Raw genomic sequence first — 26,128 nt, 5'->3', positions numbered from 1 at the left:
CGATATTAACGGTCGGAAAAATGAACAGATCGCAGAATATACTTTTTTATTTGTAACTAAAGGTACATTTGCGTAAAGCAACGTAAAGTTCGCGCTTCTTTTGCTAGCATTTGTCTATACTGGTCAAAACGTTAACTTAGGTTTAATTCAATGAAACTGTTCTCCAAATACTCTCTTCCTCTATTAAGTATATTCATTGTAAGTAACGCAGCGATGGTTAGCACGGCAGCTATCGCAGCACCTTCTATAGTACCGGCACCGCCAAGTTTGGGCGCGAAAGGGTATGTGTTAATCGACTTTAATTCTGGTGATGTGCTCGTCGAAAAAAATGCGCATACCAAGTTGAACCCAGCAAGCTTGACCAAACTGATGACCAGCTATGTCGCAGGTCAGGAGATGAAGCGAGGCAACATCTCCGCGGATGATAAAGTCAGAATCAGTGAAAACGCTTGGGCAAAGAATTTCCCTGACTCTTCAAAAATGTTCATCGAAGTAAATACCGACGTCGCGATGATGGATCTATACCGAGGATTGATTATTCAATCGGGTAACGATGCCAGTGTAGCGATCGCGGAGCATGTTGCAGGCTCTCAAGATGCCTTTGTTGATTTGATGAACTCTTGGGCTGCTTCGCTTAAATTGGAAAACACTCACTTTGCTAATGCACATGGTTTAGACGCTGACGACTTATATTCAACGCCTTACGATATCGCAATGCTTGGCCGAGCAATCATTAAAGATCTTCCAGATGTCTATGGCTTATACAGTGAGCGTTCTTTCAGTTACAACGGCATCACGCAACACAACCGCAATGGCTTGCTCCGTGACAGAAGTTTAACGGTTGATGGCATGAAAACGGGTTACACCTCGGGGGCGGGCTACAGCTTAGCGAGCTCGGCAACACAAGGTGAAATGCGACTTATCGCAGTGGTGATGGGCGCATCGAGTGTTAAAAGCCGTGAGTCAGACAGTAAGCAGCTTTTAAGTTACGGCTTCCGATTCTTCGATACGCTTAATGTCCACCAAGGTGGCGACCAAGTGGCTGAAGAGAAAGTATGGTTTGGTGACCAAGACACTTTGAAGCTTGGGGTTGCAGAAGACACGTTTATCACGCTACCTAAGTCAGACAGCAAAAGGCTCACCGCATCTATCGAATTAAACTCGGAACTCAAAGCGCCGATTGCAGAAGGTCAAACTCTAGGTGTCGTTCATTACACGGTTGATGGTGAAGATGTTCAAACTCAGCCTTTGATCGCACTTGAATCGGTTGAACAGGGTGGCTTGTTCAAGCGTTTGATGGACTACATTAAATTGTTCTTCTCAAGTCTGTTCTAAGTGAACTGACACCAGAACGAAAAGTAAAATGAATGGGCGCTGTGATTTGATCACAGCGCCTTTTGTTGTTTTAGAACTAGACAAAGCGAGGTGAATAACGTTCTTTATTAGCAGTCGCTGATGGTTTCGATTACTATACGCAAAATTTAGCAGTGTAGTTACTTATGACCATAGAGATAAAGAACATCACCGAACCTGAAGTAACTTGCGCCAATTGCCAGGCATGCTGTTGTCGTTTAGAGGTTATGATTATCACAGATACCGGTGTCCCAGAAGAGCATATTGCTTACGATGAGTGGGGCGGTGAAACCATGAAACGTTTAGATGATGGTTGGTGTTCAGCGGTAGATAGGGAAACACTGATGTGCACTATCTATGAAAACCGACCATGGATATGCCGTGAGTTCGAAATGGGCTCTTTTGAGTGTATCGATCAGCGTAAAGAGGTTATGGGTTAGGTTGTATTAGCAACCGGTTGATCCATATTATTAAATCAATATACGATATCTTGTAAGTCAGGGCTTTATATCTCGATTTGATATAGAGCCCTGATTCGTTTTACTGATTTAGTGTTGTGTGAGAACGAGTCGATTTAGAACTTAGAAGGCACTTCAAATTCCATCCATTCCCCGGTTGTTGGGTGAATCAGTTTGAGGTAGCCCGCATGAAGGTGCAGTCGTTCGCATTTGTAGCCATATAGGTCATCACCACGAATTGGTACGCCAAGTCCTTGTGGGTGAGCGCAGTGTACGCGTAGCTGGTGGGTACGGCCTGTTTTAGGATACAAGTACACCTTAGTTTTTCCGTTGTTGGTGCTGACCGCTTGCCAGTGCGTTTCTGCATTACGCCCATGTTCATGACAAACGAGTTGTCTTGGTCTGTCGGTGATATCGCCACGTAACGGCAAACTAATATCGCCAGAATCACCGTGGATTTCACCATCAAGCAGAGCTGTGTAACGTTTCTCAACGGTTCTATCGATGAACTGCTTCTGGATGTGTTTGTTGGATTCGGCCGTCAGCGCCAAGATCAACAAGCCAGATGTCGACATATCCAGTCTATGGATAATCAAAGGGCCTGTTGCATCTGGGTAGCGCGTTTTGATACGTATATATACTGAATCTTCGATGAACTTGCCTGGAACCGACAAGAACTCTTCGGGCTTGTTCACGACCACGATCTCTTCATCTTCATAAACAATTTCAAAAGACTTACCGACCGCAGGGTTTACGATAAGCGGATTATCTTCTAGCTCAATGCCACTTAGCTGGTGCTCAAGGATCTCAAAGCTCTTACTTTGGCAAACCGGGTAGAGGTTTCCGTGTTGTCGAATAATATCTGTTGGCGGTAGTCCCCACCAAAACTCTGCTAAAGCTAACGGTGTAAAGCCGTGTTCAAAGGCAAAGTTTAGCAATTTAGGTAGGCAGCAGTCACCAGAGCCTTGAAGCGCGTCTTTACCATCTAACAATTCAAGCAGGCTCTTTGACTCTGCCGCTCGGTTGACAAAACGATAGTGAGACAAGCGCTGTGTTTCTAATTCTGTAGAAATGGCCTGGAAGTCGTTCTTACGGCTTTTAAGTTCGCTTTCGATAGCGTCTACTTGTGATTGCTTTTCAGCGATCTTTTGTTTCCACTCGATACGAAGTGCTTTGAGGTCTCGCTTCTCTTGGCTGCTTTGATTACCTAACTGCTTAAGTAGATTGGCCGCATACTCTAGATTACCGAGTGCTTTCTCTTGGTTAGCTTGCTCTCTCAGTTCATTGCGCTGTGCTTTGTTGGCAGCCATAGTGAGTTGAAATGCTTCTATTGCTTTGCTCGCGTCGTTTTTAAGTTCGCTCAGCGTTGATGTCAGTTCATCTAAGTTATGAGAGTGCTCTAGGTTAGAGATGTCGTCAGCTAGAGTCGCTTGTTGAGTTAAGCTGTGTCTGTTTTGGTTTTCAAACTGCTTTTTATCAAATGCAGATGGAACAAAGCCAAAGCTTGTTAGTTGGGACTCTAACGACGAATCGAGTTGCAAGCCTGAGAACGCAGAAAGGTAGCCCAATTCTTGAGTTTGAGGGTGTTGAACCAGAAGAACGGCATAGAGATTACCTTGTGATGTTTCATTCACACCACAGTCAAGCAGTGACTGTTGAAGCTGCTGCATCGCTATTTCACACAGTGGATGCGGAGTATAGTAATACGGGAATGTAAAACGCTCTGGCAGCGATAAGGTTTGATTCGCTGTTTGGTTTAACGTGTGCAGTGGTGTGTATTGAGCAAGGTTTGCTGACATGAAGATCAAACTCTATGGGTATTCAGTTTAGAGCTCGATATTGTTGTCGAAATGAAGGTAAATGAGAAGCCAAAGCGAAAGATAAATCGGCTTTGGCTTCATTTAGACGGTCATTTTCACGCTATGGACGCATTGAATAGACAAAATCTCGATTAATTGGAGTGTTCTAACTCGAGTTGTTCCGCCTTTTGGTAAGCAAGGTGGCTCGCTAAAAGGTCACCGTATTTAGCAATGTTATGGTAAAGCGAAGTTGCACCAAAGTTACCGACGATTTCTACGATGAATGACATCATGAAATCGGCACCAGTGAGTGTTTCGCCTACAAGATAGGTTTTGCCTTCAAGTGATTGGTTTACGAAGGTCAGTATCTTTTGATTTTCGTCATCAGCATAACCACCAAGGAAGTTTGTTTCGGCGCCGTCTTTCATCACGAAGATCTTAAGCAGCATTGGTAAAATGCCCGAACTTTCAGCAAAGTGTAGCCACTGAGAATACTCAACGTATTCAGCTGTGCCGCGTGCTGGTGCAAATTTACCTTGGCCAAATTTGTCAATGAGGTACTCAGTAATCGCGCCAGATTCACTGATCACCAAGCCATCATCTTCAATGACTGGAGATTTGCCTAGAGGGTGAACAGACTTCAGTTCAGGTGGTGCTAAAAACGTGACACTGTCTCGTTGGTAAGGTTTGATCTGATAGTTTACACCAAGCTCTTCGAGTAGCCAGATGATGCGCTTCGAACGCGATTTATTCAGGTGATGTAAAGTAATCATAGTTCTGCCTATTCTATCCTTGAGCTATTTTGGTTCGTTAGTTTTGATAACAAGTTTACCGAAGTTCTGGCCTTCTAATAGACCCATGAAAGCTTGTGGCGCTTCGTCTAAACTTTCAATTAGGTGTTCGCGGTAGTGCATTTTTCCTTGAGAAAGCCATTCGGTCATTTGAGTTGCGAATTCATTGTAACGATGCGCGTAGTCGTCGAAGATAATGAAGCCTTGCATCTTAATGCGCTTAACTAGAAGGGTACCCATAAGGCTAGACATACGGTCTGGGCCCTCAGGGAGTGATGTCGCATTGTATTGCGAGATAAGACCACAAACAGGAATTCGAGCGCCTGTATTTAGAAGAGGCATCACTGCATCGAATACCTTGCCGCCAACGTTTTCAAAGTAAACGTCGATGCCGTTGTCACACGCTTTCGCCAATTGTTCTGCGAAGTCATCTGCCTTGTGGTCGATACATTCATCGAAACCAAGAACCTCTTTCGCGTATTGACACTTCTCTTGACCGCCAGCCACGCCAATGACACGACAACCTTTTAGTTTACCGATTTGTCCTACGGTAGCGCCAACTGGACCAGTTGCAGCCGCTACCACTAACGTGTCGCCTTCTTTCGGTTGGCCGATATCCAGTAAACCCATATAAGCGGTAAAGCCTGGCATGCCCATGATGCCCAGTGCGTAAGAAGGGTGAGTCGGCTCTTTTCCTAGCTTGATAAGACCTTCACCATTCGACACGCCATAGTCTTGCCAGCCTGTGTAAGCCAACACCCACTCGCCAACTTCAAAGTCGCTGTTGTTTGATGCTTCAACCTGACAAACAGTTGCACCAACCATCACCTCATCAATAGCAACTGGATCGGCATAAGATTTTGCATCATTCATACGACCACGCATGTAAGGGTCGAGAGATAGGTAAACTGAGCGAAGTAACATTTCACCATCGTTGATTGCTGGTGCGGCAACGGTTTCTAAGCGGAAGTTATCTTCAGTTGGTGCGCCGACAGGGCGAGAAGCCAATACGATGCGACGATTGTCTTGTTGAGTCATTGGATGTCCTTAATTTTATATTGTGTTTATTTAGAATTAGACCAGTCGTCTAGTATTGTTTCCTAAAAATCCCGCCGTCATCAAATTGATAAGAGGGCGGGTGATTTCTTTTAAGCTAATAAAGTCAATGCCAATCAAACGCAGTGCGCGTTAATGGCTTTCACCTTTTAAAATTTGTTTGGTAAGGCGTAATGCCGATTCTAAGCTATGTGAACTTTGGCTTAACTTGCTTAATAAACTAGCGCCTAGCCACATTGAGTATAGGTTCTGGGCTGCTTCTTGACTGTTTTCTACCGAGATAGAGCCATCTTCAATACCGCCAACAATACATTGTTGAATGGTTATCGTGACTTTCTCAGCACCTTTTAGCAGAGCCTGGCGCATAGGATCAGAAAGGTCAGAAACTTCAGCGCTGAGCTTAACCACTAAACACTTGTGTGCGTTACAGGTGCCATCTTCAGTTTTCGCCCATAGTGAAAAGTAACTCAAGATTCGTTGATAATGGCTGCCTTCACCGTGCACTAAAATGGATTCAATCTTAGTGATGTAGTTTTCAAAATAGTGCTGGATTAGCGCCTCACCAAATTGCTCTTTTGATTTAAAGTAGTGGTAAAACGACCCTTTCGGTACTTCCGCTTCTTTAAGCAATTGTGATAAGCCAACGCCATTAAAGCCGTTGTTCACTATTAATTGATAGCCGACATCTAAAATATGCAGGCGTGTGTCATTTGTTTTCTCGTTCATGGTCGATACTATAATTTAAATTAGACCAGTCGTCTAGTGGCTGTGTTTTTACTTGATTATTCGTGTCAACTGGATGGTCGCCAGTGATAAGGCGCTTTAAAGCAATGATTTACCAATAAAAAGCCCCGGCATGTTCTGAATGTCGGGGCTTAACGTAATGCTCACTTTCAAGCGAGTAGATTACTGGATAGAGATTAACTCAACGTCAAAAATCAGTGTTGCTGATGGTGGGATTGGGCCGGTACCACCTTTGCCGTAACCTAGCGTGCTTGGAATGAATAGGCGGACTTTTTGACCTTCTACCATGTAAGTCAAACCTTCTTGCCAGCCTTTGATTACTTGCTTCAGAGCGAATGAGATTGGCTCACCACGTTCTACAGAGCTATCGAAAACCGTGCCATCGATCAGAGTACCGTGATAGTGAACTGTTACTTTGCTGTCTTTAGTAGGGTGAACAGTGCCAGTACCTTCTTCAAGAACTAGGTACTGAAGACCGCTCTCAGTCGTGATCACACCCTCTTTCTTTCCGTTCTCTAGCAGGAACTGTTGACCTTGTTCGAAGTTTTCTGCACCAGACTTATGATTTGTCCAAGTACGGTAAATCATGAAACCCGCCAAAAGAAAGACGATGACCGGGATGACAAATTTAGACATAGTAAAACCTATTATATTTATTGCTTAGTTTATTAATGAGCTGACTAAAGCCGCGCTTATGGTTGAGTCAAAAGGTAGTTGATGGTTTTTGCGATACCAGCAACGTCTTGGTGACCAGCTGTCAGCACTTGGTATTTGCCGTTAACGATAAACGTTGGTACTGAGTTGATCTGACCTTTTACTGAAACTTCTTCTGCTTTCTTAACGTAGTCGAAAAGTGTTACTTGCTGTTCTTTGTTCAACTGGTATGGGCTAACCAAACCGCGAGAAGTGAAAGCTATTTCTAGCGCTTGCTGGCGCTGCTCTGGTGTCGCGTCTGCGCCCATTTGAACCGCAGCGAAAAGGTCTTCCATGAAAGCGTGGTCTGGCGTTGCGTCTAGCTGCATTACTGCTGTGTAGTAGATCATTGCGCTGATTTGAGCACTTTCATTGAATGTTACGTGCATCTTGCCAATGGTTTGGTCTGTAAGCGACTCAATCTCTGGAATTGCACTTTCCATTTGGCGACAGTGACCACAATTTAGAGAGAAGATTTCAGTGATCGGTGACAGGTTAAATTCTGTTAGAGCGGTCGGAAGCGCCTCGTATTGAACGCCTTTTTGTGGCTCGTCTGTTTCGCTACAACCAGCAATAACAAGTACAGCAACAAGCGCAGTGAAGAATTTAGTAAATGGTTTAAACATGATGTTTACTCTAGCGTTGAGAAGTCGTGAGATTCTAACTATTTAGTACGAATTGGAAAACAATTATAAGGTAAATAAATGCAAACAGTACGAACTAGCGAGTTAAGACAGGCTAGTTGACGGTTAACTGTGATCAAAAGCACTATTTTTAGAAGTGCGTGCTTTTTGTCTAAAGTTTTTTTCTGGGTGCCGATATAGACATAAGTAAATGGTTTATCTGCATGAGTGGTTGGTGAAGTAATGAGATATTTAGCGATAATGTTAAGCATAGCTTTGGCTGGGTGTGAAACGACGTTACCAACCGGTATGTTAGGCGACAATCTGCTAGAGACAGCGCCTCAAACAGATTACGATTTGATGCATCCGGAGTGGGGCGTTGTTCAAACGACAACAACTACAAACCGCCGCGGCTACTCAATGCAAAGTAGCTCTCAACATCAAAGAACCATAACCACTAACTACGGTCGTGGCGTGTCAACGAACGACCCGCTAGAAGTGTTTCTAAGACAAAACCGCATCGATTTTGAAGTGTTGCCAGGTAACCATGTGATGGTAAAACTTGAGCAACATGTGAATTTTAAAACAGGATCTGCGTTCCCTGAACCCGCTTACAATCAATGGTTAGACACACTTGGTAGTTACCTTTCTCAGCGCCAAGACATCGATATTGTGATTGAAGGTCATACCGATAACACCGGCACAGATCGTATCAATGATCCTTTGTCAGAGCAGCGCGCAAAAGAGGTGAAAGCTCGCCTAGAGAGCAACTATGTGTCGAGTCGTTCTATCTATACTCGTGGCTTTGGTGAGTACGTTCCAGCGTGTACCAATGCTTCCCCGCAAGGTAAGGCGTGTAACCGTCGTGTTGAGCTGATGCTGATTGTCGCGAAATAGGTTTTAGCGTTTTGTTCTTAAGAGAAGATCGCACAAATAACAGACATAAAAAATCCCTCACGTTCGAGGGATTTTTTGTATCTGACTTTCGCTTAGCTTGTTAGCTTATGCGAACTGCTTTTCTAAGTAAGCAACGATGTCTGAAGACTCGTACATCCACTCAGTTTTGCCGTCTTTCTCAATACGTAGACAAGGCACTTTCACACGACCGCCGCCCGCTTCAAGCTCTGCACGGTGCTGTTCATTGTTTTTAGCATCACGAAGTTCAAACTGAACCGATTGACGTTTCATCGCGCGGCGTACTTTTACACAAAATGGGCACGCTTCGAATTGGTATAACGTGTGTGATTTAGCTTGCTCATTGACTTTGTTTTGTTCTTCTTGCGAACGTTTCACGCCACGAGGAGTAAAAACAAAATTTAATAGCAAAATGACACGACCTAAGAACCAACGGATAAACTTCATAACTCTCTCTACATATTTAAAATTAGCGTTACAATTTGCAGCATTATATACACAAGTTTTGCCAGATGCTCGCAACAAACTGCTAATATCTATTTTGTCCGTTCAATCGTGTGAGACTTAGCCACATTTAGCCCTAAACGCTTCGATAGTCGGGTTAGGTTTGCTCGGTCCGTCTTTAGAACTCGACCTGCCTGCGCCCAGTTAAAGTTCGCCTCTTCTAACACCTCAGTGATGATGCTACGTTGAAAATCGTCGGTTGCACCACGTAAGCCTGCCGATAGATCGACCGTTGGCGTAGATAGCGGGGTTGTTTTCGCTTGAGTCGTGGCGACTGGCTGGTCTTGATCCAACGGCCCACAATCTTCTTTGGTGATTGTTACTAGGTTCTTGTTGGTACTGCGAGCAAGTGCTTTCAGTGCCGAACGGCTGATTACGTGCTCAAGTTCACGGACGTTACCTGGCCAGCCATAGCGGTTCAGGAATACAAGAACATCAGAGCGGAATTTAACTTGGTTGATGCCGAGCTTACGACGAGCCTGTTCTAGGAAGAAACCGGCTAGTAAACTGATGTCGTCTCCACGATCTTTCAAAGCAGGGACCGCAATAGGGTACACACTTAATCGGTGATATAAATCGGCTCTGAATCGACCGTCTTCCACTTCTTGCTTTAAGTCTCGGTTAGTTGCTGCCAACACACGCACGTCAATGGTTTGAATGTTGTCTTGACCTACAGGTTGAATTTCGTTGTTTTGCAGCGCACGCAGTAACTTACTTTGCGCGGCTAACGGCAGTTCACCAATCTCATCTAGGAACAGGGTACCGCCATCGGCGAGTGCGAACTTACCTAAGCGGTTTTTGTCTGCACCCGTAAATGCACCACGTACGTGACCAAACAGTTCACTCTCAACTAGGTTCTCAGGAATAGCCGCGCAGTTTACGTAAACCAGTGGATTACGCTTACGTTGCGATTGATGGTGAAGGGTACGAGCGACCAGTTCTTTACCTACACCTGTATCACCATGAATCAGAATGTTGAATTCTGAAGGCGCTACTACAGCGATGTCGTTCTTAAGCGCCACCATGGTGTCACTGTTACCAATCAACTCACCGCCGTCGCGTTCCCACGCCTCAACGTTCAACTCTTCTAACAGCTGTTTGGATTGTTTCGCTTGATGTTCAAGTTGAGAAAAGGTCAATGCCATCTGCATGCTTGATGCCGCAATGGCTGCTAAAACTTCTAGGTTACGCGCTGGAATATTAGCGAAGACGTCTGGCTTAAGGCTGTCTAGCGTTAGAACCCCTAATAGCTTATCGCCAAATAGCAAAGGCAGTCCCATACAGGCGTGCATTGGCAGGTCGCCATCATGGTCGATCAGTAGGCCATCAAAAGGATCTGGGAGAGAACTATCAGAATCGAAACGAACAGGAGAGCGAGATGCACATATCTCCGCAAAACGAGGGTGCTCTGAAATGATAAAGCGACGACCGAACGTGTCGCGGCTGAGCCCTTGCATTGCGATAGGTACTAGTGTGTCACCTTGAAGGCTTAATAGCGCGACACAATCACACGTAATGGTTTTACGAATGGCATCGATTAGGCGATTAAAACGATCTTGATCGTTCACACCACTTGCGAGACCAATGGTCATTTCCATGAGGGTAGATGCGGAGATATCTTGCATAAAAAACTCTAACTGTGTGTGTTTATATACATCATAGAGTCTTATTGACTTAAAAAAAAGGTCTTTTTGACATTTTTATAAAGGGATTTTTGAGAATAAAGCCAGTGCTGGCGGGGCTTGAAAAAGTTGGCACTGATTGTGCAAAAGAGACAGTGAAGCCCAATTATAGCGCTGATTAAACAGACTATTCTTGATCTCAATCAATCAGGTGGCATTAATCAGGTTTCGCGATTTTTTGAAATGAAAACGAGTCAAAATAACTCAGTTTCTAAGAATAACTAAGCTTTCAGAAAATCGATAAGTCATTCTTAATTTTTAAGTAGTCAAAATGACATAATAGGTCATAAGGCTCAGTGTTCGGAGTAAATTCATGCTTAACAATGCATATATCGAAATCATCAAATCTACTATTCCTCTACTTGAGAGCGCAGGCCCGGCTTTAACTCAGCATTTTTATCAACGTATGTTCACACATAACCCTGAGTTAAAAGATATCTTCAATATGACTCACCAAAGAACAGGTCGCCAAGGCGTAGCACTGTTTGAAGCTATCGCGGCATATGCAAAGAACATTGAAAACCTAGCAGCGCTAACAACAGCGGTTGAACGTATTGCTCACAAACACACAAGTTTTAACATTCAACCAGAACACTACCAAATTGTTGGTTTACACCTGATTGAAACATTACGTGAATTGGCAACAGACGCGTTTACACCTGAAGTTGAAGAGGCGTGGACAGCGGCTTACCTTTTCTTGGCTCAAGTATTCATCGATCGTGAAGCTGAGCTTTACCTACAACGCAAACAAGCTGTTGGCGGTTGGGAAGCGGCACGTACATTCGTGATTGCAGATAAGATTGAAGAATCAGCACTAGTAACAAGCTTTATTCTACAACCAAAAGATGGCGGTGACGTTCTAGATTACACGCCTGGTCAATACATCGGTATTGAAGTTAAACCAGAAGGTGCGCAATACAGTGAAATTCGTCAATACTCATTATCAGACAAGCCGAACGGTAAGCAATACCGCATCTCTGTGAAGCGTGAAGGTCATGGCCAAGAAACACAGGGCGTGGTTTCCAACCACTTACACGACACGGTTGCTATCGGTGATGAAGTAAGCCTTTACGCTCCAGCGGGTGACTTCATGTATCAAGAGCGCAGTAAGCCAGTAACGCTTATCTCTGCAGGTGTTGGTGTAACGCCAATGCAGTCAATGCTTGAGTTCTTGAATACTGAAGAGAAAAACGAGCCAGTGCTTTACCTACATGCTTGTGAAAATGAAGATCAGCACTCATTCACTAAACGTGTCAAAGACATCGTTGCTGATAAAGGCTGGTCTGCGAAGACATGGTACATGAACAAAGAAGCATCTGCGTGTGAGAATACGCACGAAGGTCAAATGGATCTTGCTTCGATCTCTGATACTGAAGGATTTAAAGACAGCGATTTCTACATCTGTGGCCCTGTAGGCTTCATGAAGAACATTGTTGAGCAGCTAGACGCACTGAAAGTTGACCGCTCTCGTGTTCACTACGAAGTATTTGGCCCTCACGCTAACTTCTAAGAACCACGCTAACTTTAAGAACTTTAGGGAGTTGTGTTAACACTCGCCTGATCTATTAACAACCTTGCCCAATCAAAAGGCCTCACAATGTGAGGCCTTCTTTCGTTTTGTGCGAAGCTGCGGATTCAGCGTGCTGGAAAGTATTATTTGAATTGGTTAAGAACGTTTCACTTTCTTAGACATGTAATCGGGGTCAAAAAGCTCGGGCCAGTACATCTTCACGTAACCGCCAGCGACCCAAATTACTAGGATGGTTGCGATGGTCAACTCGAAGAAACCAAATTTATGTAACCAGTACCACTGTGGATACTCGGCACCGAAAAAGGTGGTTAAACGATGCATAGCGATAGCACTGATTACCGATGGAAAGGTTACCGCAGCAATGGAAGGTTGGAACTTCAGTCGCATGAGCCTTACATAGCATAAGTAGATCAGCAACGTCATGGTAATAGCAATACCCGCTAAGGCGCCTGTCAGAATTGGGTCGGGGTGGTCGAAATTAACCAAGTAAGCGGCAAGCGACAAGTTCACTGGAGCCGCCATGATTGCTAGTGTCGGTCTTGCTCTACGAGGGAGGTTTCCTTCAAACACCAAGCGATAAAGCACTACAGGTAGTAAGAAGAAGTAGATACCGATGCAGGTGGCTGCGAGCGTTTCTGAAAACACTGTGTGCCCAAATTGGGTGCCTGCCAGCGAACTACTGATCAACCCTACAGGATATAGGAACCAGCTTGGAACGATATTAGACATCTTGAAATTGATGATCTGGAAACCGAAGAACAACACCATCATCGAAAAATGAAGTAATAGGGCACAGAACCAGATTGGGTAGGCGATTATTGGTGATATTTCGGCTAAATAGTCACATAGGATCAACAGTGCCATGCTCATTGGCGCCATCAAGCTTCCACTAAGTGGGTGACGAATATCATTAATGAAGGTATTAAAACTTGTCAGGTAACGAAGTAAAACAGGTAACAGAAGCAGCGCACCAAGTGAAGCGAGGTAGGGGCGAATAACCTCACCTATGCCTGGTATATATAAAGCCCAAGCTTGTCCTAGACCTATAACACCAAGTGCTAAAGATGCCTGAGATGGCGGCACGTTTTTTACTTGGGTCAACCTTCTCCAGTTCAACGACTTGCTCCAACTTAGTGACTTATAAAACAATTGTTAACAATAAAGCTTTTGCTCTATTTAATGCGTGCAGTTGTGCCATCAATAGCTGTTGAGGGCGCTCAACTAATTTTGAGTGGATGATAGCAACTTTAACGTTTGCTTTTTTGACTTTGATGCGGAATCGGGACATTAAGCACGTTGAATGTGTGCTTTTGTTCTGTGAGTCATTTGTCATTAACGAACTTCCTCTTGTTGAGGGAGGTCTTGTTGTCTCAACTTCTCATTTTTAAGCGTGCGGTTCAGTAGTTGGCTGTAGATTGGTTGGCCACCTAGCATTTGCGCAAAGATAACGGCACCAAGGCAGGTAATTATCAAAGGTAAGATCAGGTAATAGTTATTGGTCATTTCGATAACCAGCAATATACCTGTAATCGGTGCACGTACAGTTGCTGCGAACAGTGCGCCCATACCTGCAATCGCAAACATACCTGGTTCTATATTTAGTTCAGGGAAGAATGCCGCCGCGATAAGCCCAAATGCATAACCAAAGAGTGTACCGAGTGCTAGCATAGGGGCGAAAATACCACCCGGTGCACCAGAGCCGAAACAGAGTAGAGTGGTAAGCACACGCCCAAGGAAAATAAGCAGTAATATGTTGGTGCTGTAATTACCGTTGGTGACATTTGGGATAATACCGATACCACCGCCAGTCAATTCTGGAATGTAGAGAAGCAATAAACCAAAGCAACCACCGAGTAATGTACCTGTTATTAAGTAACGTTTGCGGTCGTTTTTGTGTATTGCGACAAACATGTCTTGTGAAAGGGTGATCAGTTTATTGAAAATTACCCCAAACATTCCGAACAGTACGCCTAACAACAAGAATAACCATAGTGCACTCAGTTCAGGCTGTTGATATTGAGGCATGGTGATGACAGCCGACTGCCCGTTGATAGAACGAAATACAATGTTGGCTGAAACGGCTGAAATGATAACGGCTTTGATAGAAATGAGAGAGTAGCGGAATTGTGGTCGCATCTCTTCAACAACGAACATGATTCCAGCTAATGGAGCATTGAATGCAGCTGCTAAACCACCAGCTGCGCCAGAGGCAAGCAGTGAGTGTCGACTGTCATCGTCTTTTACACGGAAGATATCAGTGACCATACGACCAATGCTGCCACCCATTTGCACGGTTGGTCCTTCACGACCTAACACCATACCTGAACCTAATGCGCCCATACCGCCAAAGAACTTCACAGGTAGAACTCGCCACCAACGAACCGGTCGCATCCCGTCCATCGCGCCTTCAATCTCAGGGATACCGGATCCTGCGGCTTCCGGGGCAAAGCGGTGCACGAGAAAATAGCCGATGAAAGCAAAGGCTGCACTGATAAGAAACGCAGATAACCAAAGTGGTAGATGATTGCCCAGCTCATCTTTCAGCCAGTCGGTACGTGTTTCTGTTATGAAATGCACTGCAACTTCGAAGTAGGTACCAACAACACCCGCAAGGATACCAACAAGGCAAGAAAGGATGAGAACTGAAACGGGAGCTTTGTCTCTAGAAAGAAATTGGTTGATAGCACCCCTTGGCATTTTTGCTAAAAGGGACTGCTTAAATTTCTCTCTATTGGTCATTGAAGTTTGGTTCCTGAGTTGATGCGGCGGGGCTTAAGTAAATTATACGCCTACTCTGCTTATCCTATAGCAACAAAGATGCAAAGTTGAATTTCATTTATGAAAGGAGTGTATTACATAAATAGATTGTATAAAGAATATAGTGGAATCACCGTCACAATTTTGATCGAATCTACAGCGCTAACTTGAATTACTACCAAAATGAACCATAGTTAAATCGTAAAGCAACATAACGAGCCGCAAGGAGACATGAGGTTTTACACACAATTTGGATGGATTCAAAAATACAAAGTTTTAGTTCCTCGTTAAATGTTCAGGTCGATATTTAAGACTTCCTGATTCGCGAACTCACGATTGAGTAACGAGGGTGAGGCGTACTCTTGAAGTACGCCTTTAGTTTGTTTGGAGCATCCAAAATCACTTCTCTTTCTCTAGCGCCAAATCTTCGAATGCGTGCACCAATTTCTCTTCTCACTCTCCCTTGGCCAAGGGCTTGTTTTCAATTTATCAATCTAAGTATAAACAAGCGATTGGGGTCAACTTTGTAGTGATTGAGTATATACTCCCTTAAAAAGGAGAACTGATATGACCAAAAAAGTTCCTACGAACATAATTACGGGTTTCTTAGGTGTTGGTAAGACGACTGCTATCTTGAACCTATTGAAAAATAAACCTGAGAGCGAAAACTGGGCTGTTCTGGTTAATGAGTTTGGTGAGATTGGTATTGATGGTGCACTGATGACAGATCAAGGCGCATTGATTAAAGAAGTGCCGGGTGGCTGCATGTGTTGTACTGCTGGTGTACCGATGTCGGTGGGCATTAATGCGTTGCTTCGTCAAAAGCCAGATCGTTTACTGATTGAGCCAACAGGCCTAGGGCATCCAAAGCAGGTTATTGCTACCCTAACTTCAGAACAATACACACCATACGTTGATCTTAAAGCAACGCTAGGTTTGGTAGACCCGCGTAACTTATCCAACGAAAAGTACACCTCTAATCAGAACTTTAATGATCAGTTAGACAGTGCTGATGTGATTCTTGGTACTAAAGTTGACCTTGTTCACTCTGAAGACATCGATGTATTTAACGATTGGGTAACGGATCAAACGCCAGCAAAAGTGTTCCATAAGTTGATTCACGATGGTGAAGTGCCTCTAGAAGTGTTGGACATTGAGCGTGTGTACGGCAGTGCTTCAACTCATCTAGAATCACACCATCATGATCACGCTGAACAAGAACCTCAATTCGAACTTCCTCCGGGCGAAGCGTTTATCCGAAAGGAAAACAAAGGGCAGGGTTACTTTAGCTGTGGCTGGTTGTTTGGCGCAGAGTATAAATTCGATTTCGATGCACTATTCTCAATGCTGTCTGATTTAACGGCTGAGCGCGTTAAAGCGGTGGTTAATACAGATCAAGGTTGCTTTGCTTTTAACGTCGCGAATCAAGTTGTGTCCGTCAATGAAATCACACTTGATGGCTTTGAATCACGACTTGAAGTTATCGACTCACAGCTTATGCCTTGGGGCGACCTTGAGCAGATATTGCTCAAGCTGTGTGGTATCAAATAGGGTTTATTCTCTGTTTGAGCCTAATAATTGGGTTTTTGCTTCGCGGTTCGCGTGGTAAACACCAGATTAAGTGAGAAAATTTGCGTTATATCACGATAAATGTGAGATAAATCACTCTAATTACTTTATAGTGCTCGGCTGAAATAAGAATGTAGGCTGTCTGCTTAAGGAACTCGTAACAATGTCATTTTCCTCTCAAGGTTTTGCTCCTGAATTAGTCAAAGCGCTGACTGAGTGCGGTTATGAAAAACTCACTCCAATTCAACAAAAAGCAATTCCAATGGCTCGTAAAGGCCATGATATTTTTGCTACTGCTCAAACCGGTACAGGTAAAACAGCGGCATTCTCATTGCCTGTTATCCAGCATCTACTGAACAGTGGTAAAAAAGCATCTCGAGGAACGGCTCGCGGCCTTATTTTAGCTCCAACTCGTGAGCTAGCAGCGCAGATTGCTCAAAACATTAAAGACTACGTTAAATACACAGAACTAAGCGTTTCTGCGGTTTACGGTGGTAACAAGATGTCTTCACAGGTTCGTCAATTAGAACTGGGTGTTGATATTCTGGTTGCAACGCCAGGCCGTTTAGAAGAGCACTTAGAAGCGGGTAACGTGTCTATTGCTAACCTAGAATTCCTAGTATTTGACGAAGCTGACCGTATCTTAGATATGGGCTTTATCAATGCGGTTCGCAAGATCATGTTGGATGTAGAAACTTCTCCACAAATCATGATGTTCTCTGCGACCACATCAACGCAGTTAAACCAGCTGTCGGTTGATATCTTACGTAAGCCAAAACGTATCAGTGTTGAGCGTGAAAACTCAACGGCTGCAACGGTAGGTCACGTCGTTTACCCTGTGGATCAAGAGCGTAAAACAGAGCTACTTTCTGAGCTTATTGGCCGTAAAAACTGGCGCCAAGTACTGGTGTTTGTGAACTACAAAGAAACTGCAAACGAAGTGGTTAAAGAGCTTAAACTAGACGGCATTAAAGCAGTACTGTGTCACGGTGATAAAGCGCAAAGTGCTCGTCGTCGTGCTCTAGATGACTTTAAAGAAGGTAAAGCACGTGTAATGGTAGCAACCGATGTTGCGGCTCGTGGTCTTGATATTGAAGACTTACCACACGTGATTAACTACGACATGCCGTTCTTAGCAGAAGATTACGTTCACCGTATCGGCCGTACTGGTCGCGCAGGTAAGCAAGGTCATGCTGTTTCTTTCGTTAACCGCGAAGAAGAGTTAACTGTGGTGCAGGTTGAGAAACTGATTCAACAACGTATCCGTCGTGTTGAGCAACCTGGTTACGAGCCTAAGAAGCGTGATGCTTACATTGAGAAGCTAAACACGAAAGCGGCATACAAAAACCGTCAAGGTCGTAAGAATAACGCGAACGATGCACCACAAGATCAAGCAAGCGCAGAACGTCGTCTAGCGATGATGAAGCGAATTAAAAACCGTCGTAAGTAAAATTACGGTTGGTTATGTAAAAGAGCCACTGTATTGTGGCTCTTTTGCGTTTTTGGGCGCGGTGTTATTTATAAACACAGTTTTTCTACATAAATGCTTATTCTGGCGTTTGTGATCATCGATTTTTCAATCTCCCAATTTTCAGTGAACTGTTTCTCAATGGGGAAACAGTGAGTTTCAAGCAGTAACAAGGCAGTAAGGTAATAATATGGATAGCGCGCTACTTTTAGCTTTCATCCCCACGTTTTTCTTTGTTTCAATCACCCCAGGCATGTGCATGACTTTGGCCTTAACACTAAGTATGAGTATTGGCTATAAGCGTACATTGTGGATGATGATCGGTGAGCTGGCAGGTGTTGCTGTTGTGTCGGTCGCTGCTGTATTGGGTATTGCTTCAATAATGCTGAACTACCCGTGGTTATTTGCTGGCTTTAAGTTCGTTGGTGCAGCATATTTGTTCTACCTAGGTATTCAGATGTGGCGCTCAAGAGGCAAACTGGCGATCAGTACTGATAATCAAGACACCCAAGTGAACAATGATTGGGATTTGGTGGTTCAAGGCTTTGTTACTGCGATTGCAAACCCGAAAGGCTGGGCGTTTATGATTTCTCTACTGCCTCCTTTTATCAACAGCAGTAAAGACTTAGCACCGCAGTTGTTCATTCTCGTGTCGATTATTCTTGTTTCTGAGTTTGTTTGTATGACTCTGTACGCGACAGGCGGTAAGAGCCTTAAGCACATGCTCGGTAAGGCTGATAACGTGAAGTTGATGAATCGTATTGCTGGCACATTAATGATGGGTGTTGGTGTGTGGTTGTTTGTGAGTTAATTCTACTGCAACGACAACGAGCAGAGAGATTCTACTACTCAATCGCTCCACCTTTTCGAGGATGACGAGAGCTTGGGGGGATGATGAGTTTTGAGGCTCGGATTCTTACGTAAATCGAAGATTGAACACAATAGAAAAGAGCGATAGGGCATTTGGCCTTATCGCTCTTTTTGTATTACCTAGATAACTAACGCTGCATTGCGTTGTTTGCTAAACCGCGATCTCACCACCGTCTTCACGGCGAATAACGACAGTAGATGCTCGTGGACGGACGTTACCTTGAGTTTGAGCCGTTGCATCGTCTGATGATGGCCAGTTCGCAGGGTGTTGAATGTTCACAAACAGTGATTTGAAGTCAGGGCTGATGGTAAAGCCTGTTACTTCACAACCGTTTGGCCCCACAAAGAAGCGCTTTAGCTGTGCTTGATTTTTTGCATCAATTACCGCGCTGTTGCCTTGGTCATCCGTTAACTGAGATGGAACTACTGCAAGCATTTGGTCATTGGTATAGCCCGTTACTTCGTCTGCACCGTTATCCGTTTGAATCCATAGGATGCCACGCGCATCAAACGCTAAGCCATCAGGGCTCGCAAATTGGTTCATGTCTGTTAGACCTGAGCGGTTGATAGACTTATCTTCCACAGCAGGAGAACCGAATACAAAGATATCCCAATCGAATTCGCCCGCCGTTTTACCTTCATCCCAGCGGATAACATGACCAAACTTGTTGTTTACACGAGGGTTCGCTGAGTTCGCTTCTTTACGCTTGTTGTTGTTTGTTAGCGTTAGGTAAGCGGTACCTGTCATTGGGTCAACAGAGCACCATTCAGGGCGATCCATTGGTGTTGCACCTACAAGGTCGGCAGCGCCTGCTGTATTGACGATAAGTGCCGCTTGTGAATCAAACGTATCACCTAGCTTGCCACCGTTTGTTGTTTTGCTGTTTAGTGTTAATGGTAACCACGTACCTGAACCATCGTCGTTGAACTTAGCTACGTAAAGCGTGCCTTTGTCCATGTACTTGTCGCCGGCGTTTAGGCGGTTGCTTGGCTCAGCGTCACGTGGGTCCCATTTCGCTTCAGAAACAAATTTGTATAGGTATTCGAAACGAGAGTCGTGACCCGAGTAGAATACGATTGGTTCGCCTTCGGTTAACTTACCAAACGTACAACCTTCATGACGGAAGCTACCTAGAGCGGTACGCTTCTTCGCTCGTGAGTTTGCAGTGTACGGGTCGATCTCAACAATGTAACCGTGACCGTGTGCTTCGTTACGGTAATCGTCCATTGGAGAATCAGCTGTTGGAGTTACATCAAAGCGTGCAAACTCATCTAAACGCTCTTGTTTGTCACCAGAAAGCGTGTCCCAACCGTAACGTGTTTTATCTGTCGCGATACCGATACGCTCTTGAGCAGGTGTAGTTGTCCCTTTATTGACGAAGTAACCCGGCCAGTTTTCTTCACAAGTGAGGTAAGTGCCCCAAGGTGTGTAGCCGTTACCACAGTTGTTCAATGTACCACGAGCTTGGCTGCCGTCTTGTGAGAATTTCGTTTTGGTAAACTCACTGTGAGCGACAGGGCCAGATAGGTCCATTACAGTGGCGCCAGTATAGCGGCGGTTAAGTGGGTCGTTATCGACCATTACCCACTGGTTGCCCTCAAGCTTAACGCGAACAACACTCACGCCGTGCGCATTGATCTCTTTGCGTACTTCACCAATGTTAGGGCGAGCGCCTTCATTGTATGTCGGGCCATTAGCGTGAAGTGCTTTTTGGTCAATGTATTCGTGGTTGATCACCAACAAACCATCATTGCTGTTGCCATCCAACGGGAAGAAGTGCATGCCATCGTGGTGCATTCCCAGTGCGTTAGCTTGGTCTTGTGCATTGTTGGTGCCGTCTTTTAGCCAAGGATTGCCTTGCTTATTGAGTGGAGTACCCCAAGGAACTAATACTTGTGCAGTGTATCCTTTAGGCACAACCACGCTGTTTGTTAATGAGCCTTTAACGGATTCAAATGCTAGCGTCGCAGTACTTTTTTGTGCGCCCGTAGCTTGCATAGTTGCCGCGTTAGCTGTGCTGTGACCACCTAAACCGAATGCACCAAAGGCGGTCATTGCACTGATGCCTAAGCCGCCTTTTAATACGTTTCTTCTTGAAAGGTTTGCTTCTAGAACCTCTTCAAAGGGTTTGTTGTTACTCTTGTTAAAACGAGTGCTATCAAATGTTTCCTTGCTCATCGCAACTGCTTCCTATTGGTTGACTTTATTATTTGTTATTTATGACTTACAAAATTAATAACTAATTGGTTAATAAGTTGGGTAAATTTGTGACCAATCGTGAAGCAGTTAAGTGACAGATTTTTTTGGTTTTTATTAAGCTTTTGTTTCTGTAGCACGATTTTTGTCTCAAGGCTTTTTATGCAAGACAAAACACTTGGGGATTGGGTTAGAACTGTGTATAAATGCTTAATCAAATGAAAAGAGAGACAGTTATGAAATTAGATAAAATCGAAAACAAAAATCGTCGCCTACGCAAAAAGCTATACCTAGGTGAATTCGCGATTCTGGGTTTTGAAGTAAGCTGCAAGACATCGATTGCTGATTTTGACCAATACGATGTGTTCATTGACGAGTTCATCGATTTCATCGACAGCATCGGCTTATGCTTTGGTGGCGGTGGCCTTGAGCTGTTTGAAGGTTTCTTATGTTCTATCGAGCGTTACCGTTCTGTAACTGAAGCAGAGCAACTGCAAGTTGCACAATGGCTTGAAGCGCGTGCTGAAGTAACAAAAGTTGAAATTAGCGAGCTTATTGACGCAAACTACGCGTTCTAAATTGATGTTGTACTGTTAGCTTCACTTAGAGGCCTACACGGCTTTTAGAACGAGCAACAATACACTCAAACAGAGGCCGAATCGGTAAATCGATTCGGCCTTTTTGCGTTTTGACTTAGAACCGGATTCGAAGCGGGTGAGGGTCGTGATTCAAAATGAGGTGGAGCAGGAAGCGCCGAATGGTTCATTGGGAATAGGAACCAAGATCGCGCAGTCTATACTGATGTTGCATCACAGTGTGTTAGAAACAACAAAGGCAGAGAACTCATTTCAGCAAAGCTTTTACTTGCCGTCGATATAGTTCTTTCTGCCTTTGGTATTCGCTAGGCTGCTTTTGAATTGCAGCCTGCTAAAGATTAAGCGAGGTTACGCGTCTTTGTTCTCTTCGTTGCCTTCATTTACTTTTGCGTAGAAGTGAAGCAACTCAGTTAATTCTTTAACCCAACCAAAGGCATCTTTTGGTGCGTTCTTTAAGATCTTCTCTACTTTCTCGCAGTGTACTTCAATCGCAATAGCTTCTTCTAAGTTGAAAGATATTGAGTAGAAGTGCCAAAGCAGTAGGCGAGTCATGCGTTCGATGTTTTGCTGTGAGTTATCTGATTCAGAGAACGCTAGGTTTACTTCACCAAGTGCAATTGCTGTCATTCGTAGCATTGCATCGAACTTCGCTGATTGCATGCGTTCTTCGCTAGTCACTTCTTCTTGTTCGAATGTGAATAGCTCTGTCATTGCGTCTTCAGGAACAAGGCGATGGATCATTCTTAAACTAAATTCTTCTAGTTCATGACGAGGCATGGTGATTAAACAATTTAAGGTGTAGTCGCGTTGCATGGTGTTCTCTTGATTCAGCAAAAAGGTCGGACAGTTTAATGGAGAAGCGAGCTTAGAAAAAGCAGATTTTAGATAAGCCTACCTTTGTAGGCTTATCTAGATGCCGCATACCTGAAAACTAGCGGAAATGGTGAATATAAACAGCGCTACGCTTTACTATGACTGGGCGGCTGATATTGCATGGATTGGTCGTTTCTCATAAAGATATTGCTCGCGACCAAGCTACCAATACAAATAGAACCAAGGGCAAGCCAGGTCATCGCATCTGGGATCTCGTTGAACAATGGAATCGCCAATAGTGTCGCAACGGCAGGTGTCGCACTGCCAAACGCAGCAGAACGCTCAGCCCCTAAGGTATTAACCGCATATAGGTAAGTGAATGCGGCAATTAAACCCGCTCCGACACCTTGTATTGCTGAATGAATGGCAAGCTCTGCAAAAGGCCATTGAGCGAAAGGTACATCCATTAAGTGACTAGGGAGTGTTCCTGTCAGGATAAGAAGGGCTAATAACAAAGTAGAGCAGAGAGAGATAAAGCCCGCACTGACCAAAGCATTTAAGTTGGCAACGCGAGCTGAGATAGTGAAGGTTGCCCACATTAAGCTCCCGCACAGGAACAGTAAGTGGCCTTTGGTGTGCTCAAAATTGAAGCTACTCAAACTGCTCCCCAAGAACAACACAATACCAAGTAACACCAAAGCTAGGCCAACGATTCGGTGGCGGCTAAGTGGTTGCTTGAAAAAGAGCACCGCAATCCCGGTAACAAACAGAGGTAGCGTGCCGGGCACTAAAGCACTTCCGTGAGAAACTGGAACGAATTGCATCGCTGTGCCAGCAACCAGCAAATAAGGCAGGCCACTGCCGATGAACATACCTGCTAAGTAACGGTTAGGCACTGCTGTAATGGTATTACGCGCTTTCCACACCAAAGGTAATAAGACCAAGGCAGGAATAAGAAAGCGTGTGATTGCTATGTCTGCGGGCGTTAAAGCTGAATTCGCACCGCCTTTAAGAGAAAGGAAAAAGCTTGCCCAGATGAGCAGAGTGACGGTAATTGATAGATAGCCAAGATTCATAATAAACAATGAAAGTGAATGATGATTCATTATGAGGGAGAGCACCTGCCTCAAGTTGGCAAGTTTGGTTCTAACTTGATCTATCATTGAGGATTTCTGCTAACATTCCTTGGATTATTAACAAATTTAACTAATGGGTGGCTTTTGCTATGGACAGGATTGATAGGCATCTTCTCGAGTTGCTACAAAAGGACGGTAGATTGACCACGGCTGAGTTAGCGGATGAAGTCGGCTTATCCCCTTCACCTTGCGCGAGACGCATCAAAAGGCTAGAAGAAAAGGGCATTATCGACGGATATCGCGTGAGTTTATCGCGAGAGAAAGTTGGTGTGGCGATGAGTGTGTTTGTTGAGGTGAGCCTGAACAACCACCAAGAAGTGTCGATTGATAAGTTCGAAGGCGCGATTGTCGAGATGGAGGAGGTCATCAGCTGCCATGTTGTGTCTGGCGCTTATGATTATTTACTAGAGGTGGTTAGCCCGAACTTAATGGCTTATGAAGCATTTACTAGAAAACTTCAGCGGCTATCTAACGTCAAAGACATCCATACTCACCTAGCGATAAGGCAAGTAAAAGGTAATGCGCCGCTTCCGGTGTATACCGACTAACCCGATGGAAAGCTAGGTTGTTATTGGGAAGAGTGAGCTGAAAACGAAATGATTTGCTCCTTGGTTAACAAAGCGAAGATGACTGAAGATCTTTCACAAGATGCCAAACTCAAGGCAATAAAAAACGGAGCACCTAGTGAAAGGTACTCCGTATATGATAGGTGCAAAACTTAGTGATACTTAAAGTTAGAGATTGAACAATCTCCAGTTTGTGCATTAATTCTGAATGAAAAAGCATGTGAATGATAATCCACACCGTCATTCCAGATTGTTTCTCCAAATATCTTACATAGCTCTAATTCACTTACTGAACCGAACTCTTCCATGTGTTTAGCTACAGATAAAAGCTTAGCTCTTATCTCTGCAGTCCATTCCGTGTTACTCAAGCAGTTGAAAGCCATAGTTTTTTGCATATTACCTAGCCAAAATGTTTCTTGTTATTAAGTTATATGAAGATTCATGATAACAATTTTTTTGCGTTTGTAAATCTATTTTGTGATGAATCTCTCACATAATTACTTGCATTGGTTGGAAATTGAACTTTGCTGTTGATAGTTAACACATTATATTTACAATTTATTGATAAAGCTTTGATTAAGGCTGGGTTGAATACATTTTCATCAGACGCAGCTGATTTTGCAGGTAAATCTAGCGAAGCGGTTCGTTTGACTGAACGCTTTCGCGTTCATTTAATTGGCGTGCAGCATCGATCATTGTGGCTTCCTGACGATACCTAAACGATAGTTGCCTGAACTTTTCACCCAGCACGCTAATGTCTTGCGAGAGAGACTGTGAGCTCTTCACATGTGACAGTGCGCTTGCTGATTGACGAGCAAGTTTTGCTTTATCGCATTGTTGAGCCATTGCTTCCCATAGTTGAGCAAGAGAACGAGCGCCTTCTAGCTCGGTCGATACTACATAGGACTGTTTAAGAAGAACTTCGGATATATCGTAAGCGGTATTCATGTGGCTGTTGAGCTGTGTATTAAATCTTTGTTCATACTTTGCCCAAAGTTCAATGATTTGCTCTCCTGTGAAATGTTTAGACAGTAGGGTCTGTGACTCATAGGTTGAGAGAACTTGATTGAACTCTTTTGTGTATTGGTTATAACGGGTTTCAAAGGCGAGCTGACGAGCTAGCAGCGTTTGCCAACTCTCACTGTTACATTCACTGGCTATTACCACACTGGCACTCAAAGAGACGTTTGTGATCAGAACCTTAACCCAAAAACTCATGACCTTCCTCTACTTACGATGTTCTCAACATAGAGTATAGATGAGCTGATGCATGAGTTGATGTACACTGCAAATTCACTTCAAACGGATAAGCTGGTGGATTGAATGAAAAAAGCGCTGATCGCTTTACTTGTATTGTTAATTTTGGGTGGAGGAGGCGCAGCGTACTACTTCTTCATTATGAAGAAAGATCCTACGCCACCAGAAAAAGTTGAAGAGCCCGTTGCTGAAACTATTGAGCAACCTATATCTGAATTAAAGCCTGTTATGGAACTACAACCTGAGCCAGAGCAGACAGAGTTTTATGTGTTAGATAGAAAGCTCGAAGTGGTAGAACAGCCTGAGATTGATGGCTTGATAACGGACTACCTCTACAAAGGGGAAAAGGTAGAAGTACTTGAGAAACAGGGCGATTGGGCACGTATTTCCGATTACATTGTTCTGAAAGAAGGTGGCCCGCAAACAGCAGAGTGGGTTTCCATGTCTGGCTTATCGAATGATGAAGTGGTCGTTTCTGATAAGGAAAACAAAGAGATATTAGACTCTTACTTAGTTAAGTCCGACGATCTTAAGCTGTACCAAGAGAAATTTCGCAACTCAGTTGCTAAGTTGATGTCTGAAGGTGAGTGCGAACCCAGTGACTTTGAAGAGTTAGGCGGTTGGGTAAAATCGGTTCGGTATAGCGATCGCGATGTTTACTTTATCTACTGCGGTGGCTTGTCTCTTGAAAACAAAATTTATCTTGATGTAAATACCAATGAAATATTTACAGATTAAGAGAAAATCAAG

25 protein-coding genes and 1 pseudogene are annotated in these 26,128 nt (G+C 44.1%); 11 read left to right on the top strand and 15 right to left on the bottom strand.

Features of this window, described 5'->3' with window-relative positions; genetic code table 11:
- The first annotated feature begins 150 nt into the window (after positions 1 to 150).
- The gene (locus JC606_RS02365; protein ID WP_198777775.1) at positions 151 to 1,335 is read left to right on the top strand and encodes a D-alanyl-D-alanine carboxypeptidase family protein; all 1,185 of its coding nucleotides are present in this window, start codon (positions 151 to 153) and stop codon (positions 1,333 to 1,335) included.
- A 164-nt stretch (positions 1,336 to 1,499) separates the two neighbouring features.
- Positions 1,500 to 1,793, top strand: coding sequence for a YkgJ family cysteine cluster protein (locus JC606_RS02360; RefSeq protein ID WP_082856299.1), 294 nt, complete (start codon positions 1,500 to 1,502; stop codon positions 1,791 to 1,793).
- 134 nt (positions 1,794 to 1,927) lie between these two features.
- Here the strand turns inward: JC606_RS02360 and JC606_RS02355 are convergent, their stop codons facing one another.
- From JC606_RS02355 to JC606_RS02330, 6 genes are all read right to left on the bottom strand, one after another.
- On the bottom strand, positions 1,928 to 3,610 hold the full coding sequence (locus JC606_RS02355) for an RluA family pseudouridine synthase (protein WP_198777773.1): 1,683 nt from the start codon (positions 3,608 to 3,610) through the stop codon (positions 1,928 to 1,930).
- Between the two features lie 152 nt (positions 3,611 to 3,762).
- A complete protein-coding gene (locus JC606_RS02350) occupies positions 3,763 to 4,383 on the bottom strand; it encodes a glutathione S-transferase family protein (RefSeq protein ID WP_198777771.1) in 621 nt (206 codons plus the stop codon).
- Positions 4,384 to 4,407: 24 nt separating this feature from the next.
- Positions 4,408 to 5,439 carry an NADP-dependent oxidoreductase gene (locus JC606_RS02345; RefSeq protein ID WP_198777769.1) on the bottom strand — a complete coding sequence of 344 codons (1,032 nt, stop codon included), beginning with the start codon at positions 5,437 to 5,439 and terminating at the stop codon, positions 4,408 to 4,410.
- Between the two features lie 150 nt (positions 5,440 to 5,589).
- Complete coding sequence (locus JC606_RS02340; protein ID WP_137408325.1) at positions 5,590 to 6,183, bottom strand: TetR/AcrR family transcriptional regulator; 594 nt, start codon at positions 6,181 to 6,183, stop codon at positions 5,590 to 5,592.
- A 180-nt stretch (positions 6,184 to 6,363) separates the two neighbouring features.
- Entirely contained in the window at positions 6,364 to 6,837 is a 474-nt protein-coding gene (locus tag JC606_RS02335) for an FKBP-type peptidyl-prolyl cis-trans isomerase (RefSeq protein ID WP_004740094.1), read from the bottom strand.
- 56 nt (positions 6,838 to 6,893) lie between these two features.
- The gene (locus JC606_RS02330) at positions 6,894 to 7,520 is read right to left on the bottom strand and encodes a thioredoxin domain-containing protein (protein WP_137408326.1); all 627 of its coding nucleotides are present in this window, start codon (positions 7,518 to 7,520) and stop codon (positions 6,894 to 6,896) included.
- Positions 7,521 to 7,778: 258 nt separating this feature from the next.
- On the opposite strand from JC606_RS02330, the gene JC606_RS02325 reads away from it, so the two are divergent.
- Entirely contained in the window at positions 7,779 to 8,414 is a 636-nt protein-coding gene (locus tag JC606_RS02325) for an OmpA family protein (protein WP_004740096.1), read from the top strand.
- 105 nt (positions 8,415 to 8,519) lie between these two features.
- Here JC606_RS02325 and JC606_RS02320 read toward each other — a convergent pair whose 3' ends face one another.
- Together JC606_RS02320 and norR are read right to left on the bottom strand one after the other, a co-directional pair.
- Positions 8,520 to 8,879, bottom strand: a complete 360-nt coding sequence (locus JC606_RS02320) for a glutaredoxin family protein (RefSeq protein WP_004740097.1) — start codon at positions 8,877 to 8,879, stop codon at positions 8,520 to 8,522.
- Positions 8,880 to 8,968: 89 nt separating this feature from the next.
- A complete protein-coding gene (gene norR, locus JC606_RS02315) occupies positions 8,969 to 10,561 on the bottom strand; it encodes a nitric oxide reductase transcriptional regulator NorR (RefSeq protein ID WP_004740098.1) in 1,593 nt (530 codons plus the stop codon).
- 370 nt (positions 10,562 to 10,931) lie between these two features.
- On the opposite strand from norR, the gene hmpA reads away from it, so the two are divergent.
- Positions 10,932 to 12,128 carry an NO-inducible flavohemoprotein gene (gene hmpA, locus JC606_RS02310; RefSeq protein WP_198777767.1) on the top strand — a complete coding sequence of 399 codons (1,197 nt, stop codon included), beginning with the start codon at positions 10,932 to 10,934 and terminating at the stop codon, positions 12,126 to 12,128.
- A gap of 156 nt (positions 12,129 to 12,284) precedes the next feature.
- On the opposite strand, the gene JC606_RS02305 is transcribed toward hmpA, so the two are convergent.
- A complete protein-coding gene (locus tag JC606_RS02305; RefSeq protein ID WP_008219328.1) occupies positions 12,285 to 13,232 on the bottom strand; it encodes a TDT family transporter in 948 nt (315 codons plus the stop codon).
- A gap of 249 nt (positions 13,233 to 13,481) precedes the next feature.
- Positions 13,482 to 14,888, bottom strand: coding sequence for a H(+)/Cl(-) exchange transporter ClcA (clcA, locus tag JC606_RS02300; protein WP_032498410.1), 1,407 nt, complete (start codon positions 14,886 to 14,888; stop codon positions 13,482 to 13,484).
- Positions 14,889 to 15,473: 585 nt separating this feature from the next.
- Between clcA and JC606_RS02295 the strand changes: the two genes are divergently transcribed.
- The 3 genes from JC606_RS02295 (at position 15,474) to JC606_RS02285 (ending at position 18,754) form a co-directional block, all read left to right on the top strand.
- Positions 15,474 to 16,457 carry a CobW family GTP-binding protein gene (locus JC606_RS02295; protein ID WP_137408330.1) on the top strand — a complete coding sequence of 328 codons (984 nt, stop codon included), beginning with the start codon at positions 15,474 to 15,476 and terminating at the stop codon, positions 16,455 to 16,457.
- 181 nt (positions 16,458 to 16,638) lie between these two features.
- A complete protein-coding gene (locus tag JC606_RS02290; protein ID WP_004740103.1) occupies positions 16,639 to 17,925 on the top strand; it encodes a DEAD/DEAH box helicase in 1,287 nt (428 codons plus the stop codon).
- 208 nt (positions 17,926 to 18,133) lie between these two features.
- Entirely contained in the window at positions 18,134 to 18,754 is a 621-nt protein-coding gene (locus JC606_RS02285; RefSeq protein ID WP_137408331.1) for a LysE family translocator, read from the top strand.
- Between the two features lie 210 nt (positions 18,755 to 18,964).
- Here JC606_RS02285 and JC606_RS02280 read toward each other — a convergent pair whose 3' ends face one another.
- Complete coding sequence (locus JC606_RS02280; RefSeq protein WP_198777765.1) at positions 18,965 to 20,992, bottom strand: PhoX family protein; 2,028 nt, start codon at positions 20,990 to 20,992, stop codon at positions 18,965 to 18,967.
- A 254-nt stretch (positions 20,993 to 21,246) separates the two neighbouring features.
- Between JC606_RS02280 and JC606_RS02275 the strand changes: the two genes are divergently transcribed.
- Both JC606_RS02275 and JC606_RS02270 read left to right on the top strand, forming a co-directional pair.
- Positions 21,247 to 21,588, top strand: a complete 342-nt coding sequence (locus tag JC606_RS02275; RefSeq protein WP_137408333.1) for a YggL family protein — start codon at positions 21,247 to 21,249, stop codon at positions 21,586 to 21,588.
- A gap of 115 nt (positions 21,589 to 21,703) precedes the next feature.
- Positions 21,704 to 21,889 (top strand): annotated as a pseudogene (locus tag JC606_RS02270) (sensor histidine kinase); the annotation flags it as partial.
- Between the two features lie 65 nt (positions 21,890 to 21,954).
- On the opposite strand, the gene JC606_RS02265 reads toward JC606_RS02270, so the two are convergent.
- Together JC606_RS02265 and JC606_RS02260 are read right to left on the bottom strand one after the other, a co-directional pair.
- On the bottom strand, positions 21,955 to 22,419 hold the full coding sequence (locus JC606_RS02265; RefSeq protein WP_137408334.1) for an exoribonuclease R: 465 nt from the start codon (positions 22,417 to 22,419) through the stop codon (positions 21,955 to 21,957).
- Positions 22,420 to 22,565: 146 nt separating this feature from the next.
- Positions 22,566 to 23,495: a DMT family transporter gene (locus JC606_RS02260; protein ID WP_198777763.1), complete on the bottom strand. Its 930-nt coding sequence runs from the start codon at positions 23,493 to 23,495 to the stop codon at positions 22,566 to 22,568.
- Positions 23,496 to 23,644: 149 nt separating this feature from the next.
- Here JC606_RS02260 and JC606_RS02255 point away from each other — a divergent pair, with 149 nt between their 5' ends.
- Complete coding sequence (locus tag JC606_RS02255) at positions 23,645 to 24,103, top strand: Lrp/AsnC family transcriptional regulator (RefSeq protein ID WP_102423585.1); 459 nt, start codon at positions 23,645 to 23,647, stop codon at positions 24,101 to 24,103.
- A 170-nt stretch (positions 24,104 to 24,273) separates the two neighbouring features.
- Here JC606_RS02255 and JC606_RS02250 read toward each other — a convergent pair whose 3' ends face one another.
- Together JC606_RS02250 and JC606_RS02245 are read right to left on the bottom strand one after the other, a co-directional pair.
- Positions 24,274 to 24,516, bottom strand: a complete 243-nt coding sequence (locus JC606_RS02250; protein ID WP_004740110.1) for a hypothetical protein — start codon at positions 24,514 to 24,516, stop codon at positions 24,274 to 24,276.
- Positions 24,517 to 24,751: 235 nt separating this feature from the next.
- A complete protein-coding gene (locus JC606_RS02245; protein WP_102423584.1) occupies positions 24,752 to 25,339 on the bottom strand; it encodes a hypothetical protein in 588 nt (195 codons plus the stop codon).
- 105 nt (positions 25,340 to 25,444) lie between these two features.
- Between JC606_RS02245 and JC606_RS02240 the strand changes: the two genes are divergently transcribed.
- Positions 25,445 to 26,116 carry an SH3 domain-containing protein gene (locus tag JC606_RS02240; protein ID WP_137408335.1) on the top strand — a complete coding sequence of 224 codons (672 nt, stop codon included), beginning with the start codon at positions 25,445 to 25,447 and terminating at the stop codon, positions 26,114 to 26,116.
- Positions 26,117 to 26,128 lie beyond the last annotated feature (12 nt).

This window comes from Vibrio sp. IB15, assembly GCF_016406055.1.
GTDB classification, from domain to species: Bacteria; Pseudomonadota; Gammaproteobacteria; order Enterobacterales; family Vibrionaceae; genus Vibrio; species Vibrio chagasii.
Note: the sequence above shows the minus strand (reverse complement) of the source record. Positions and strands in the feature narration are given on the sequence as shown.